Genomic DNA, 14372 nt, shown 5'->3' with positions numbered 1-14372 from the left:
TTATTGAGGCTGGTGTGCCGATTTTAATAAATCATTTACGCTTTTCACCGGATTGAAAGTAATTAACGGTACTTGAACAAATATGGTAATCCAGTTTGCCATAGCGCCATTCCATAAACCAGGCAGTTCATATGATTTAATAGTTTTTCCTAATGTGTTTTTCTCTACAATAAATCCGCTGTTATGATCTACAAACTTCGTTAGGTCAAACTTCTCTTTCTTATAATTTTTAAGCCCACAAACTAAATCAACAGGATTAAAATGAGTAGCGTTATCAAGGATTTTCTTTTGACCTTCATTCGATAAATTCACTTGAGAGCTTTCTACAATTTGCAATGAAACTAAACCTTTTTCATCTTTCACCCAGAATGGTCCACCACCGGGTTCCCCTTCATTTTTTACCATTCCACAAACTCTGATGGGTCTGTTTAAAACAGCTCTAAGTTCGATAATTTTATTTTCAAAACTAAGTTCGTAAAAATCGTCTGGAGTTCTAATATTTAATTTTTCTTCCAAAAAAAGCAAAATTTCATCAATATATTCTTGTTGGATTTCTTTGGCATCTATTGTGCACAAATACTTAAACAATCGTTGTTGTACTTCTATTAAAATTCCTGCTAATGCTTTTTTATATAAAGCAATTTTTTGAATGTGATTTTGAATTACGTTGTCAATATTTTTTATAAAAACAATATCGACATCCTGATTATTTAAATTATCAATCAAAGCACCATGACCTCCCGGTCTAAAAAACAATCGTCCATTTTCATCCCTAAAGGGTTTGTTTTCAAAATCCACTGCAAGAGTATCTGTATTCTTATTTTGATATGAATAACTGGTAGTAATAGATGTTCCAGATTGTTTTTCAATTGGGCTTTTTATAGCATCAATTATACTTTCAAATTGATTTTGATGAGCTTCAGAAACCGTGAAATGCAAATGGGAAACATTATTTGAACTCGAATAATAAGCACATTCATACAAATGTTCTTCCAAAGCCGTGGCAATATGGGTCTTGTATTTATGAAAAGGGAGCACTCCCTTAGGTTTATTTGAAAAACCAAAGAAATCCTTAGCTAAAAGCAACTTTATAAAATAATAGTTTTTATAATCCCTGCTGAGCGAATCAAAGTCCGGAAATTCATCTCTCAACTTTTCATAAATTGCTTCAAAAAACGGAAATTTTTCTAATCCCACTATAAAAATAGATAGTTCCGTATCTTTTTTCCGGTTTATATAAGCATTAATACTTTCATTTTCAATATCAAATTCACTCAAAAAAGCAATCAAGAATTTAAACATCCTGCTTGCCGCCCCAGATGCGGGAACAAATTTTTCCAATTTTAAATCTGTTTTGTTTTGATCAAAAAATGCCGCCTTTTCTTGAAAATCTTTTTCATGTAATTTTAAAATACCGTTAAATAAAGTTGCGGGTCCCACCAGATCACTTTTTATTATTCCGTTTCTAAAAAAAATCAATTGCTGTTTGATGTTTTCCAGCGGGATTTCATTTTCATAAATTTGCACAAAATCAACAGAAGAAAAACCCATTTTCTTAGCTTCTGTCAAATCATCGATTATTGAAATGGCTTTGTTTAAACGTAAATTCTTGTCTCCCGAAAGCGTTATAAATGGTTTTTTATTATCAATTAAAGATTGTTTAAAAACTGCAAATACTGATTCTCTTTTTTCAGGACTATCTCTTAAATCATCTTTTTCCCAAGGAACGTCAATATCCGTCAGGAAAAACAAATCGTATTCATGTTCACGAGCCGCTTCGCCTAATAGTGGATCACAATAGTTATAATACACTTCGGAGAATACCTTTGTCACCATCAAATTTGTATCACAAAAAAGATATTTATTAGCGATTAAAAGACTTTTATTTTCTAATTGGGTTTGACCATAGGCAATAGGCAACATGTCATCAACATCACAAATAAGTTGATTTTTATTCCATTTTTCTTGAAGATAATCTCGTGCGAACTCAGGAACCCATTCCGTATTATAATATTCGGCGAGTTGCTTTGCTAAAGTAGTTTTGCCTGTACTTTCAGGGCCAAAAAGAGCAATTTTTATAATTTCTGTAGTTCCATTTTTTGAGAACTGTTTAAGGTTTTCTTCCATTCTAAATAGCCGTAAACGGCAACAATTGTAAATACTAGATACTGAAAACTTGTAAAAGTAAACCCTTTTATAAAATACAATGGAATGGAAATAACATCACCAATAATCCAAAATATCCAATTTTCAATTTTCCTTTTAGCCATAAGCCACATTCCAATAAAAAAAATACCCGTTATGAAGGTATCAACATAAGCATACCAAGTGGTAAATTTATCAAAATAGTGATAAACTGAAACCACAAATGCGACCGTAAATATAAAAATAATTATTGCAATTCTTTTTTCATAACTAGAAATTATTGAAATTGGAAACTCTATGGTGTCTCCTTTTCTCCTTGTCCAATGATACCAACCATAAATACTCATTATAAAATAATAGCCATTGATCATCATATCACCCCATAAAGTCCATTTCCATAGTAAGTAAACATAGATAAATGTACTTACTAATCCTGTTGGAAAAACCAAAATATTATCTTTTTTTGCATACCAAACACTAAATAGCCCAAAAATTACTGCTACAATTTCCAGAACAATGTCGAATGTTGGGTAATCTCTATATTGAGAAAAAAAATATTCTATCATTTTATCCTTTAAATTATTGATTAAAAAAATTCATATCGTTTTCAAAAGCCGTTCCTATTACCACCAAATCAGCTCCTGCATTGTACGCCTTTTGAATTCCTTGCAAATTTACAATTCCGCCTCCAACAACTAATGGAATTTCAATGTTTTGAGCAACTTTTTTAATCATTTTAAGAGGGACCGCTTGTTTTGCACCACTTCCAGCTTCGAGATAAATCAATTTATTCCCGAGCATTTCACCTGCTTGGGCGGTTTGAATTACATAATCAATATCATTGCGATCCAATGGTTTGGTTTTACTAACGCGTCCAACTGCCGTTTCATTACCACTTTCGATTAAAATATAACCGGTTGAGATTACTTCTAAATCAGTTTGTTTCAAAATTGGAACCGCATTTACCTGATGTTCGATTAAATAGTCGGGATTTCTGCCTGAAATTAGCGACAAGAATAAAATCGCATCGGCTTTAGCTGAAATCTGGGATGGGTTTCCAGGAAAAAGAACGAGTGGTAAATTACAGTTTTGTTTAATCTGTACAATTAACTCCTCTAGAATATTAGTTGTAACCAGACTTCCACCAATAAAGATATGTGTTGCCGGCGAATGATTGATTTTTGAAATTAAAAGATCAAGGTTTTCCAAAACCACTTTATCCGGATCCAGAAGAATGGCCAACCTTTTTTTGTTTTCTAACTTGTCTTGGAGTAGTTGATTGTAAATCTTTTGCTTCATAATAGCGTAAAAGTAAAAGTTTTTTTGAAGTCTGAGAACTATTTTGAATCAATTATATTTGTTTACAATTCTTAACAAAAAAATAAATGCATTATGATAGCTACTGAATTATTGGAAAAATATGGCGCCATTAGAAAATCATATAAAAAAACAGAAACCATTTTTGAAGAAGGCAATTCAGCTGCACATTACTATCAAATACTTTCCGGAGAAGTAAAAATGAATAATTTTAACGATGATGGTCGTGAATTCATTCAAGGTTTTTTTTACCGAAAATCAAAGTTTTGGCGAGCCTCCTTTATTTTTAAATCGACCCTATCCCGCCAATGCAATAGCTGTTGAAGACACAGAGCTTCTCAGTATTTCAAAAGACGGCTTTATGAAATTACTGAATGAAAATCCATCAGAATCTACAAAGGTGATTGAAAATTTAGCACAACGTTTGCATTATAAATCGGTTATGGCGGCTGAGATTTCCACTCACGAACCAGAACATAGAGTCTTGCGATTAATTGATTATTCTATTGCTTATTTTAATTTCAAAGAAGATAAAAATGGATATCGAATTGATTTAACCCGGCAGCAAATTGGCGATTTAACCGGACTCCGTGTAGAAACTGTTATTCGAGCCATTAAATCATTAGAAAAAAAAGGAACTTTGAAAATCATTAACCGAAAAGCGTACCGTTAATTTTCGCTTTATGATTTAAGTCATAAAAAACTGGATGGAAGTGCAACTAAATTTGCTATATAAAATTCACATATTATGACACTCTATAAAAAAACATTCGAAAATTTTGAACAAAATTTTATTGGCTCTTCAACAATGGCAGTTATTGGACAAAGTTGTCTAGGTGCCGCTGCAGCAATGTTCATTCTTTCTAACGGCACCTCTATTTTACAAATGACACAATTAGCCATTATTGTTTTAATTTGTATGTTAGTGAACACTTCTATATTATCACAAATGAACCATAAATTAGTATTCAACCTCATCATTACAAGTGTACTTTGCAGTGCTTTGTTCATCTTTTTGAATAATATTGCATTATGAAAAAAACAATTGAAAATCGAGACGACTTGACCCTTCTCGTCCATTCTTTCTATGCTAAAATAAGAGCCGACAAAGAAATTGGTTTCTTTTTTAATGAAACTATCACTAATTGGGACGAACATTTAGAAAAGCTGACGGATTTTTGGGAAATGAATTTATTTGCGGTAAAGAAATACAACGGAAATCCCATTGCGGCTCATAACGAAGTGGACAAACATTTTGACCATCGGATTTCGCCTAATGAATTTGGTATTTGGCTGAACTTATGGTTTGAAACTTTAGACGAACTTTTTGAAGGTGAAAATGTCGAGATACTGAAACGAAGAGCTCGGAAAATGGGTACTTTCATTTATAGGAATATTTTTGAAAGCAGAAGTAAAGTATAAATGATTTAGTTTTTTGACTAAAAAATGAACCCTGAACACTACTTTTCGAAGACATAAACCAAGGTGAAATTTTGCTTTACCTGTTCGTCCCGAAAGCTTTCGGGGCTTGACTCTATTTCTTCAAAATGAATTTTAAAATCTTTGACCAGACTATCAAAGTGAAGTTCTGCAATAGTTTGTTTAACGTTTAATTCGAAATCATAGACATTAATATGATCTTTAAAACTGATTCCTTTTTCGTTTCGGATTTTGAAAATGGCTTCTTTGGCGCCCCAAATCACGGTCAATTTCCTGATGTATTCTTCCTTATTTTCAGTCTCGAAGCTTCGTGATAAGAATTGAAATTCTGAGTCACAGAATTTATCAGCGATGCGGATGATTTTGTCTCTTTGTAATTCGATGTCGATTCCTACGGTTTCTTCACTAATGATAATTGCCGAAAAATTATGGGAATGCGTTATGGAAATGTGTTTCTCTCCATGGAGATGCGGTTTGCCGAATTTATCATAATACAAATCTAAATCCGTATGGCCCGTTTCCTGCAATAACTTGCGCACACTGAGAAAGGCGCGTTGGTGCATTTCTGATTTCATTCCGTCGAGCCGGATGCGATTGCTATCGTTTAAGACCACTTGTTCTAATAATTCCGCATAGGATTCAGTTACTTTCCAAACGAGAATTTGGGCAGTAGCCCCGACGGTTCGGGAGAAATTTATGGTTTTGAAAAGCGGCATCGTGTTATAGTTTCGTTTTTTAGCCCCGATTGAAGTGGAAATCCTTTTTATTTTTTCTTTAAAAATAAAAAGATTGCAACAAAAAGCGGGAAATAGCTCCAGAAACTGAAACAAGTTCAGCTTAAAGAAATTATTTAGTTAATGTTCAAAAGATTAGCGAATTAAACAATTCATAAATCTTTTAGAAAACAGTAAAATTCTAAAGTTATTCCGTAAATTTGCAAAAAAATTTTACAATTACAAATATACTATAAATGAGTACTACAACTATGCCTTTTGTGGCTTTCAAAGTTAAAGACATTTCTCTAGCAGCTTGGGGAAGAAAAGAAATTGAACTAGCAGAAGCTGAAATGCCAGGTTTAATGGCGCTTCGTGCTGAATACAAAAACGAACAACCACTTGCTGGAGCTCGTATTGCAGGATGTTTGCACATGACAATCCAAACTGCGGTTTTGATTGAAACTTTAATCGCTCTTGGCGCTGAAGTGACTTGGAGTTCTTGTAACATTTTCTCTACTCAAGATCAAGCTGCTGCAGCGATTGCTGCTGCAGGAATTCAGGTTTATGCTTGGAAAGGTTTGAACGAAGTGGATTTTGACTGGTGTATTGAGCAAACATTATTCTTTGGTGAAGACAGAAAACCATTGAACATGATTCTTGATGACGGTGGAGATTTGACGAATATGGTTATTGACCGTTTCCCGGAATTGGTAGCTGGAATCAAAGGTTTGTCTGAAGAAACTACCACTGGTGTTCACAGATTATACGAAAGAGTAAAAGCTGGAACATTACCAATGCCTGCTATTAACGTAAATGACTCGGTTACTAAATCGAAATTTGATAACAAATACGGTTGCAAAGAATCGGCTGTTGATGCGGTACGTCGTGCAACTGACTTGATGCTTGCTGCAAAAAGAGTAATCGTTTGTGGGTACGGTGACGTAGGTAAAGGAACAGCTGCTTCTTTTAGAGGTGCTGGTTCTATTGTTACTGTTACTGAAATTGACCCAATTTGTGCGCTTCAAGCTGCAATGGACGGTTTTGAAGTAAAGAAATTAGATACCGTTATAGCTACTGCTGATATTATCATCACGACTACTGGAAATAAAGATATTGTTTTGGGTTCTCATTTCGAAAAAATGAAAGACAAAACTATCGTTTGTAACATTGGACATTTTGATAACGAAATTGATATGGCTTGGTTGAACACAAACCACGGTGCATCAAAAATTGAAATCAAACCACAAGTTGACAAATACACTATCGATGGAAAAGACATTCTTATCTTGGCTGAAGGTCGTTTAGTAAACCTTGGTTGTGCTACAGGTCACCCAAGTTTTGTAATGAGTAACTCATTTACTAACCAAACTCTAGCTCAAATCGAATTGTGGAAAAACAGCGCAGCATACAACAATGATGTATATATGTTACCTAAACACCTTGATGAAAAAGTAGCTATGTTACACTTAGCTAAATTAGGTGTAGAATTAGAGACTTTACGTGTTGATCAAGCTGATTATATTGGTGTTCCAGTTGAAGGCCCATTCAAACCAGAATATTACAGATACTAGATTTTAGATTGCTGATTAGCAATTTATGATTTCAGTTTTATATAAACCCTTGCAGCAATGTGAGGGTTTATTATTTTTGAGCGACTTCGTTGCGCGACATTTGTTTTTAGTTAAACCCACCTCACGGATTTATTTCCCGTTTATATATTAGCTAAAATCCAGATTTAATTTACTAATTATTACCCACTGACAAAACTTCGATTGGCATCATAATGAAAACACCGCTATTATTTACTAATAAACCAACAACGGAATCATTATGTTCTAAGTTTATGGTATATTTGAGTATATTATATAGTTTACTGTTAACTAAGTTTACTCAAAAACCATCTTTATAAAACCGAAGAAGAGAATAATTACAACCATAAAACTATGAATATTTATACCATTATTGCCCAACTTGTAATCGCATTGTCCGTAAGTTATGTTTGGATTTTTAGGCTTGACAACATCATTGTCGAATTTAAACAATACGGCCTATCTGATGTGACAAGAAACTTCGTAGGCGCCTCAAAAATAACTTTGGCAACCTTATTAATAACAGGAATATGGTTTCCTGAATTAGTATTTATCCCAGCACTTTTAATGGCTTTTTTAATGGCATGCGCACAATTTTTTCATTTTAAAGCAAAAAACCCTTGGACTAAACATTTCCCATCTTTATTCCTTCTGGCGTTATCCGTTTTTGTAGCGCTATTCGCTTCCAAATAATTAAAATATGAATTTCTTAAATGTACTTATTTTCTTTTCGGCAATCTCCTTTCTCATCTACGGAATCGCTTATTTTGTATCCACAAACATGAAAAATGAATTCAAACGCTTTGGCCTCGAAAAATTTGGAATATTAACCGCTGTTTTAGAATTGACAGGCGCTTTTGGTTTGTTTATAGGCATCCAGAGTTACACTGTTTTAGTTTTTGCATCAGGAGGTTTAGCTTTGTTGATGCTGCTGGGCGTGGGCGTAAGAATAAAGATGAAAGATTCTTTGTTAGTTTCCTTACCAGCCTTCTTCTACTTTTTACTGAACACTTATATTTTATATAAAACATTAGGATAAATCAATCAGAAGTTTAATTTTTTATTTGTAATCCGATAAAGTTTTATAAAAACAGTAATAACTCTACTTAAATGAATATACAAACCCATTTAGGCATCAAAAATCTGCAATCTAAACCCCAAACACAAGTCACAATATCAATTTTTATAATATTAAAAACAAAAAACCCGTTTCTTTCGAAACGGGTTTTCTAATAATTGAGAAAATCAATTATGCTTCAACTTCAAATGGAAGTATAGAAACGTATGATTTATTATCTCTTTTCTTTTGGAAGAAAACAACTCCATCTACTCTTGCGTGTAGTGTGTGATCTTTACTGATGTAAACATTTGCACCTGGATTATGTTTTGAACCTCTTTGTCTTACGATGATGTTCCCAGCAATAGCAGCTTGACCACCAAAAATCTTAACACCTAAACGTTTTGATTCTGATTCTCTACCATTCTTAGAACTACCGACACCTTTCTTGTGAGCCATGACGTATTAGTTTTATTTTGTTATTATTCTTGTGTATCTTCTTTTTTAGCTTTAGCTACTTTTTTCTTAGGAGCTTCTACTTCTTCTGTAGTTGTTGCTTCAACTGCTTCTTTTTTAGGAGCTGCTTTCTTAGCACCAATACCAGTAATACCTTCAATTACAATTTGAGTAAGATATTGTCTGTGACCGTTTCTCTTTTTGTATCCTTTTCTTCTTTTCTTTTTGAAAACGATAACTTTATCTCCTTTTAAGTGTTGTAACACTTTAGCTTCTACTGAAGCACCTTCTATAGCTGGGGCGCCTATTGTGATTGTACCGTTATCATCTAACAAATAAACTTTGTCGAAAGAAACTTTCGAACCTTCTTCATTTGCCAAACGGTGAACGTAAACCTTTAGGTCTTTGCTTACTTTGAACTGTTGCCCTGCTATCTCTACGATTGCATACATACTGAATTGTTTTAATAATTTTTAAGGTTGCAAATATACAATTAAATATTTATCCTGCAATCCCTCAAGCAAAAAAATACTTCGCCTATTTTAAACTTTGTTTTTCAACACTTTATATATTCGTAAACAGAATTTATCCAGCCAAATTTGTTAAAATTAACCGAAACTTTAAATCACCGGACAATCATGATTAAAAAAAGGTATTTTTGAAGTATAAATATTTTTCGTTTTTATCTATTGTAAATAGAAATGTATTAATCCGTATGAAAAAATTAATAATAATGTTAAGTACCGCACTTATGCTTGGAGGAATAGCTTCGGCTCAAAAAATAGCTTTCGAAGAATATGATTTAGATAATGGCATGCATGTCATATTACATAACGATCCATCGGCACCAGTTGTGGTGACTTCTGTAATGTATCATGTAGGTTCCAAAGATGAGACGCCGAACAGAACAGGATTTGCCCATTTTTTCGAACATCTTTTATTCGAAGGAACCGAAAACATTAAACGCGGCGAATGGTTCAAAATCGTTACTTCAAATGGCGGAATAAATAACGCCAATACTTCGGATGATCGCACCTATTATTATGAAGTATTTCCTTCTAACAATTTAGAACTGGCACTTTGGATGGAATCCGAAAGATTAATGCAACCGGTAATCAATAAAATTGGAGTTGACACTCAAAACGGGGTTATAAAGGAAGAAAAAAGAAGTCGTTATGACAATCAGCCTTATGGCAATATCATTGGAGCCGTAAAAGAAAATATGTTCAAGAACCATCCGTATCGCTGGACTACAATTGGCTCGATGGAACATTTAGACGCAGCAACTTTAGAAGAATTTCAGGCTTTTAATAAGAAGTTTTATATTCCAAACAACGCCGTTTTGGTAGTAGCAGGAGATTTCGAAAAAACAAACGCTAAAGAATGGATTCAGAAATATTTTGGATCAATCCCAAAAGGGAAGGAAATAAAAAAACAAACTTTTGCAGAAGAACCGATTACACAAACTATAAGAGCAACCTATGAGGATTCAAATATTAAGATTCCAATGGTTGTGGCTACTTACAGAACTCCTTCGATGAAAACGAGAGATGCAAGAGTATTGGATTTAATTTCGTCCTACTTGAGCGATGGAAAAAGCTCTAAATTATACAAGAAAATCGTTGATGAGAAAAAAATGGCTTTGCAAATAGATGCTGTTGGTTTTAGTCAGGAAGATTACGGCATGTACATTTTGTATGGTTTACCAATGGCAACGCACACTTCTGCCGATTTAATAAAAGAAATTGACGAGGAAATTGTAAAAATCCAGACTGAGTTGATTTCGGAGAAAGATTTTCAAAAATTGAAAAATACGTTTGACAATCGTTTTGTCAATAAGAATGGTTCGCTGGAAGGCATCGCCGAAAATTTAGCTACTTACTATTTGCTATATGGCGATATCAATTTGATTAATACCGAGATTGACTTATTGCATTCTATAACACGTGAGGAAATTAGAGATGTGGCCAACAAATATTTAAATCCAAATCAAAGACTTATTTTGGATTATGTTCCTTCAAAAGCGGAGGCTCGAAATTAAGATCTTTTCAATCATGAAAAAAACAACTATTCTATTATTCATTTTGTTCATAACAGGAATCATGCAGGCACAAAATCGTCCACAACCAAAACCTGGAGCTTCTCCAGTGGTAAATATAAAAAAACCGCAAACCTTTACTTTAGACAATGGTTTGAAAGTAATGATTGTAGAAAATCACAAATTACCCCGAGTAACTTTTAATCTTGCATTAGACAACGCTCCATTTGCAGAAGGCACTAAAAAAGGTGTCGATGAATTGTGCAACAACCTTATAGGAAACGGGAGTGTGAAAATTGCAAAAGATGCTTTCAACGAAGAAATTGATTTCTTGGGCGCCAATATCAACTTTAGTTCACAAGGCGCTTATGCCAGTTCCCTTTCTAAATATTCAGGAAGAATTTTGGAACTAATGGCTTACGGAGCCTTGCATCCAAAATTCACCCAAGAAGAATTCGACAAAGAAAAAGCTAAATTATTAGAAGGCCTAAAAGCGCAGGAAAAAAGCGTGCCTGCAATTGCTAACAGAGTGGTTGATGCGCTTGCCTTTGGAAAAAACCACCCTTCCGGTGAATACATGACCGAAGAAACACTTAAAAACGTAACGCTTGCTGATGTGGAATCCAATTATCAAAACTATTTTGTGCCCGAAAACGGCTATTTGGTAATTATTGGAGATATTAAATATAATGATGTTAAACCTATTGTTGAAAGACTTTTTGGTTCATGGAAAAAAAAACCCACACCAAAGTTTACCTATGCAGCTCCGCAAAATGTACCGTTTACCCAAATCAATTTTGTTGATGTCCCTAATGCCGTTCAATCAGAGATTTCGCTAGTGAATACCGTGAATTTAAAAATGAGCGATCCTGATTTTTTCCCAGCTGTAATTGCCACTTATATCCTTGGTGGAGATTTCAACAGTTACCTTAATATGAATTTAAGAGAAAAAAATGGCTGGACTTATGGTGCCAATGCAATCATCGGCTCTGGAAAATACGTTACAAAAATAAGATCATCCTCTGCTGTAAAAAGCACCGTTACCGATAGTGCCGTGGTAGAATTTATCAAAGAAATTAAAAAAATAAGAACCGAAAAAGTCTCGGCAGAAGTGCTTAAGAATGTAAAAGCCGGATACATCGGTCGGTTTGTAATGCAAGTGGAAAAGCCACAGGCAATTGCACGATACGCCTTAAACATAGAAACCGAGGATCTTCCTGCTGATTTCTATGAAAATTACATCAAAACCATAAACGCAGTAACGCCAGATGACATTCTTCGTGCTGCCAACACGTATTTCCTTTTAGATAATACCCGAATTATAATTGCCGGAAAAGGATCTGAAGTGATTCCTGGGTTGGAAAAACTAAACATTCCACTATTCTATTTTGACAATTACGGAAATCCTGTAGAAAAACCAGTCTATAAATAAAATCTATTTTTTATTTAAAAACCAACAAAGGCTATCTTTATAAGATAGCCTTTGTTTTTTACTAATCGCATCCCTGAAATCTGAATGCTAAAACTACTTTTTTGCCGATAAATAAACTCCAATCAAAATAATAAAAGCGCCAAAAAACTGAACTGGCGTCAACATTTCATTATCTAATAATCCCCAGAAAAAAGCGACTATCGGGATTAAATACGTCACCGAAGTAGCAAAAACCGGCGAGGACATTTGGATTAATTTAAAGAAAAGAATATTAGCGATTCCAGTTCCTACCACTCCTAATATCATGATAAACAAAACCGAATGCTTTACGGTCTCAACATGAATTACATCAAAAAAACCAGAGAAAATTAAAATAAGCAATGTTGGCAACAACAGAAATGCAAAATTCCCGGTAGTAATACTCAACGGGCTCAAATCATGCAAATATTTTTTTAATAAATTGACGTTTATGGCATAGCAAACAGAAGCGACTATAACTAAAATAGCGTAATAATAATTTTGCTCTGGATGATTTATGGCACCGTTAAAAACTAAAAGCATACTCCCTATAAGCCCTATAAAAACGCCCCAAACCTGACTTCTTTTGAAATGTATCCCAAAAGCCATCGCTCCCAAAATCAACGTATTTAATGGCGTCAAGGAATTAAGAATCGCAGTTATGGAACTGTCAATTTCAGTTTCGGCAATAGCAAAAAGATACGCAGGAGTAAATGTCCCAAACAACGAAGTGAGTGCAATATATTTCCATTTTTCCTTTGGGATTTTTGTTAAACTTTTAAAACCTATCAATAACAAAAAAACCGCTGCAAACAGGATTCGCAAAGAACCTAATTGCAAAGCAGTTAAACCAACTAATCCCTTTTTTATTAAAATAAATGAACTTCCCCAAATCAAGGCAAGAATCATCAAGTAAACCCATTTCAATTGTCTTGCATTCATAAATCTAATTTTGCCCCAAAATTGTAATAATTTTATGAAATAGGACTTCTTTTTTTCATTAATTTTGCAACTGATAATTAGACCTTTAATTTAAATCTCATAAAAATGAATTTCACAAAATCAATAGCAGCGATAGCCCTTGCAGGTCTTTTATTTGTAAGTTGCAAAAAAAACACGGAAGAAACTGCTCCAACTGTAACAGCTTCGACAGAGACTACTGTTCCGAAAGTTAAAAAAGAAATTGCAGCCGCTAATTTGCAAACAGCCAGTTTCAAAGTAGACGGAATGACTTGTGCAATTGGGTGTGCCAAAACAATAGAAAGTGAATTATCTGAACTGGATGGTGTACAAAAAGCCACCGTAGATTTTGATAAAAAACTGGCCACTGTAACTTTTGACAAAACTGTTCAAAATCCTGAAAGCCTGACCAAAGTTGTCGAAGCAACCGCTGACGGTAAAACATATAAAGTTTCGGATATGAAGTCGTAATTAGACTTATTCAATTTTCATAAAAAAAGCATTCGTTACTGGCGAATGCTTTTTTTATTGAACCATCTCAGAAATTAAAGGCCATTTAACGACGGTATAATAATATTTGTTCTTAAATGCCTTATATGGTTATTTTTTTATTAAAATTTTTCCTGAAAATCATTTCCACTTCAAGGTTTCCATAAGTCTTTGCATATCATTTTTGACATAACTCGCTGCTGGCATGATAGAATCAAAATTAGGTTTCGCATAGAAATAAATAGAGCCGGTTACAAAATGTTTAATACTATCCGTTGCATAAAACTGTGAGTTAGTGGCTGCGTTTCCATCGACCTGATAAAACATGCCAAATACCTTTTTTTGAGGATTTAAATACGGCTGTTCCAATATATCATCTGCTTTTATAACGTGCTCATATGTGAGTTTTTGAGCATCCCGCAACAATTTATTAATATTATCATTCACTGGTTTATAAGTCAGATAAATAGTGGCTTTCATTTTTGGATACGTAATGGTAAATCCGCAATCTTTCTCCCCTTTGATAACAGCTTCCGAATTCATTTCGAAAGCAAAAGGACATTCATTTTCGAAATTTACATATTTTGCTTCCGGATAATCCAATCGTAAATAACTGGATGGCTTAGGCATAACATCGTCTTTGCAACTGAAACTCAAGAATGACATTAACACCAATACTACGAAAGCAATTGTTTTTTTAAACATTTTTATTCTA

The 14372-nt window shown here is 33.9% G+C and carries 16 protein-coding genes and 1 pseudogene; 9 read left to right on the top strand and 8 right to left on the bottom strand.

All coding sequences use genetic code 11. From position 1 onward, the window contains the following. From ACM55M_RS04040 to ACM55M_RS04030, 3 genes are read right to left on the bottom strand one after another with little or no spacing between them, the layout of a single operon-like run. On the bottom strand, positions 1–2127 hold the full coding sequence (locus tag ACM55M_RS04040) for a DUF4301 family protein (protein ID WP_416856226.1): 2127 nt from the start codon (positions 2125–2127) through the stop codon (positions 1–3). After that, positions 2076–2711: a nicotinamide riboside transporter PnuC gene (pnuC, locus tag ACM55M_RS04035; RefSeq protein WP_416856225.1), complete on the bottom strand. Its 636-nt coding sequence runs from the start codon at positions 2709–2711 to the stop codon at positions 2076–2078. Before pnuC ends, ACM55M_RS04040 begins: the two co-directional genes overlap by 52 nt. Positions 2712–2724: 13 nt before the next feature. Then, positions 2725–3444: a phosphoglycerol geranylgeranyltransferase gene (locus ACM55M_RS04030; protein ID WP_416856223.1), complete on the bottom strand. Its 720-nt coding sequence runs from the start codon at positions 3442–3444 to the stop codon at positions 2725–2727. A 93-nt stretch (positions 3445–3537) separates the two neighbouring features. On the opposite strand from ACM55M_RS04030, the pseudogene ACM55M_RS04025 reads away from it, so the two are divergent. The 3 genes and pseudogenes from ACM55M_RS04025 (at position 3538) to ACM55M_RS04015 (ending at position 4884) form a co-directional block, all read left to right on the top strand. After that, positions 3538–4135 (top strand): annotated as a pseudogene (locus ACM55M_RS04025) (Crp/Fnr family transcriptional regulator). A 75-nt stretch (positions 4136–4210) separates the two neighbouring features. After that, positions 4211–4498 carry a hypothetical protein gene (locus ACM55M_RS04020; RefSeq protein ID WP_416856222.1) on the top strand — a complete coding sequence of 96 codons (288 nt, stop codon included), beginning with the start codon at positions 4211–4213 and terminating at the stop codon, positions 4496–4498. Then, the gene (locus ACM55M_RS04015) at positions 4495–4884 is read left to right on the top strand and encodes a group III truncated hemoglobin (protein ID WP_416856220.1); all 390 of its coding nucleotides are present in this window, start codon (positions 4495–4497) and stop codon (positions 4882–4884) included. The genes ACM55M_RS04020 and ACM55M_RS04015 overlap by 4 nt, the downstream gene beginning before the upstream one ends. Positions 4885–4922: 38 nt before the next feature. Here the strand turns inward: ACM55M_RS04015 and ACM55M_RS04010 are convergent, their stop codons facing one another. Beyond that, positions 4923–5618 carry a 4'-phosphopantetheinyl transferase family protein gene (locus ACM55M_RS04010; RefSeq protein ID WP_416856219.1) on the bottom strand — a complete coding sequence of 232 codons (696 nt, stop codon included), beginning with the start codon at positions 5616–5618 and terminating at the stop codon, positions 4923–4925. A 254-nt stretch (positions 5619–5872) separates the two neighbouring features. Here ACM55M_RS04010 and ahcY point away from each other — a divergent pair, with 254 nt between their 5' ends. From ahcY to ACM55M_RS03995, 3 genes are all read left to right on the top strand, one after another. Then, complete coding sequence (ahcY, locus tag ACM55M_RS04005; RefSeq protein ID WP_416856217.1) at positions 5873–7189, top strand: adenosylhomocysteinase; 1317 nt, start codon at positions 5873–5875, stop codon at positions 7187–7189. Positions 7190–7561: 372 nt separating this feature from the next. After that, a complete protein-coding gene (locus ACM55M_RS04000; protein WP_416856216.1) occupies positions 7562–7900 on the top strand; it encodes a DoxX family protein in 339 nt (112 codons plus the stop codon). 7 nt (positions 7901–7907) lie between these two features. Next, entirely contained in the window at positions 7908–8246 is a 339-nt protein-coding gene (locus ACM55M_RS03995) for a hypothetical protein (protein WP_416856214.1), read from the top strand. A gap of 210 nt (positions 8247–8456) precedes the next feature. Here ACM55M_RS03995 and rpmA read toward each other — a convergent pair whose 3' ends face one another. Together rpmA and rplU are read right to left on the bottom strand one after the other, a co-directional pair. Continuing rightward, positions 8457–8723: a 50S ribosomal protein L27 gene (gene rpmA / locus ACM55M_RS03990; protein WP_086453627.1), complete on the bottom strand. Its 267-nt coding sequence runs from the start codon at positions 8721–8723 to the stop codon at positions 8457–8459. A 23-nt stretch (positions 8724–8746) separates the two neighbouring features. After that, entirely contained in the window at positions 8747–9172 is a 426-nt protein-coding gene (rplU, locus tag ACM55M_RS03985; protein WP_416856212.1) for a 50S ribosomal protein L21, read from the bottom strand. A gap of 263 nt (positions 9173–9435) precedes the next feature. On the opposite strand from rplU, the gene ACM55M_RS03980 reads away from it, so the two are divergent. Then, the gene (locus ACM55M_RS03980) at positions 9436–10761 is read left to right on the top strand and encodes a M16 family metallopeptidase (RefSeq protein WP_416856211.1); all 1326 of its coding nucleotides are present in this window, start codon (positions 9436–9438) and stop codon (positions 10759–10761) included. 13 nt (positions 10762–10774) lie between these two features. Further along, complete coding sequence (locus ACM55M_RS03975; RefSeq protein WP_416856210.1) at positions 10775–12190, top strand: M16 family metallopeptidase; 1416 nt, start codon at positions 10775–10777, stop codon at positions 12188–12190. Positions 12191–12283: 93 nt separating this feature from the next. Here the strand turns inward: ACM55M_RS03975 and ACM55M_RS03970 are convergent, their stop codons facing one another. After that, a complete protein-coding gene (locus ACM55M_RS03970) occupies positions 12284–13150 on the bottom strand; it encodes a DMT family transporter (protein ID WP_416856208.1) in 867 nt (288 codons plus the stop codon). Between the two features lie 105 nt (positions 13151–13255). Here ACM55M_RS03970 and ACM55M_RS03965 point away from each other — a divergent pair, with 105 nt between their 5' ends. Beyond that, on the top strand, positions 13256–13639 hold the full coding sequence (locus ACM55M_RS03965) for a heavy-metal-associated domain-containing protein (protein WP_416856206.1): 384 nt from the start codon (positions 13256–13258) through the stop codon (positions 13637–13639). Between the two features lie 159 nt (positions 13640–13798). On the opposite strand, the gene gldD is transcribed toward ACM55M_RS03965, so the two are convergent. Next, positions 13799–14362 (bottom strand): gliding motility lipoprotein GldD, encoded by a 564-nt coding sequence (gene gldD, locus ACM55M_RS03960; protein ID WP_416856204.1) that lies wholly within the window; start codon positions 14360–14362, stop codon positions 13799–13801. Positions 14363–14372: the final 10 nt, after the last annotated feature.

This window comes from Flavobacterium galactosi (assembly GCF_048158585.1).
Taxonomy (GTDB): domain Bacteria; phylum Bacteroidota; class Bacteroidia; order Flavobacteriales; family Flavobacteriaceae; genus Flavobacterium; species Flavobacterium galactosi.
The sequence above is the reverse complement of the archived record's forward strand: the minus strand, read 5'-3'. Positions and strand labels throughout refer to the sequence as shown.

What these genes read in the sequence shown, in the direction of transcription:
- rplU (WP_416856212.1), bottom strand. Translation starts at nt 9,172, where the DNA reads ATGTATGCAATCGTAGAGATAGCAGGGCAACAGTTCAAAGTAAGCAAA.
- ACM55M_RS03965 (WP_416856206.1), top strand. Translation starts at nt 13,256, where the DNA reads ATGAATTTCACAAAATCAATAGCAGCGATAGCCCTTGCAGGTCTTTTA.
- ACM55M_RS04040 (WP_416856226.1), bottom strand. Translation starts at nt 2,127, where the DNA reads ATGGAAGAAAACCTTAAACAGTTCTCAAAAAATGGAACTACAGAAATT.
- ACM55M_RS03995 (WP_416856214.1), top strand. Translation starts at nt 7,908, where the DNA reads ATGAATTTCTTAAATGTACTTATTTTCTTTTCGGCAATCTCCTTTCTC.
- ahcY (WP_416856217.1), top strand. Translation starts at nt 5,873, where the DNA reads ATGAGTACTACAACTATGCCTTTTGTGGCTTTCAAAGTTAAAGACATT.
- rpmA (WP_086453627.1), bottom strand. Translation starts at nt 8,723, where the DNA reads ATGGCTCACAAGAAAGGTGTCGGTAGTTCTAAGAATGGTAGAGAATCA.
- ACM55M_RS03975 (WP_416856210.1), top strand. Translation starts at nt 10,775, where the DNA reads ATGAAAAAAACAACTATTCTATTATTCATTTTGTTCATAACAGGAATC.
- ACM55M_RS04020 (WP_416856222.1), top strand. Translation starts at nt 4,211, where the DNA reads ATGACACTCTATAAAAAAACATTCGAAAATTTTGAACAAAATTTTATT.
- ACM55M_RS03980 (WP_416856211.1), top strand. Translation starts at nt 9,436, where the DNA reads ATGAAAAAATTAATAATAATGTTAAGTACCGCACTTATGCTTGGAGGA.
- ACM55M_RS03970 (WP_416856208.1), bottom strand. Translation starts at nt 13,150, where the DNA reads ATGAATGCAAGACAATTGAAATGGGTTTACTTGATGATTCTTGCCTTG.
- ACM55M_RS04000 (WP_416856216.1), top strand. Translation starts at nt 7,562, where the DNA reads ATGAATATTTATACCATTATTGCCCAACTTGTAATCGCATTGTCCGTA.
- ACM55M_RS04010 (WP_416856219.1), bottom strand. Translation starts at nt 5,618, where the DNA reads ATGCCGCTTTTCAAAACCATAAATTTCTCCCGAACCGTCGGGGCTACT.
- ACM55M_RS04015 (WP_416856220.1), top strand. Translation starts at nt 4,495, where the DNA reads ATGAAAAAAACAATTGAAAATCGAGACGACTTGACCCTTCTCGTCCAT.
- ACM55M_RS04030 (WP_416856223.1), bottom strand. Translation starts at nt 3,444, where the DNA reads ATGAAGCAAAAGATTTACAATCAACTACTCCAAGACAAGTTAGAAAAC.
- pnuC (WP_416856225.1), bottom strand. Translation starts at nt 2,711, where the DNA reads ATGATAGAATATTTTTTTTCTCAATATAGAGATTACCCAACATTCGAC.
- gldD (WP_416856204.1), bottom strand. Translation starts at nt 14,362, where the DNA reads ATGTTTAAAAAAACAATTGCTTTCGTAGTATTGGTGTTAATGTCATTC.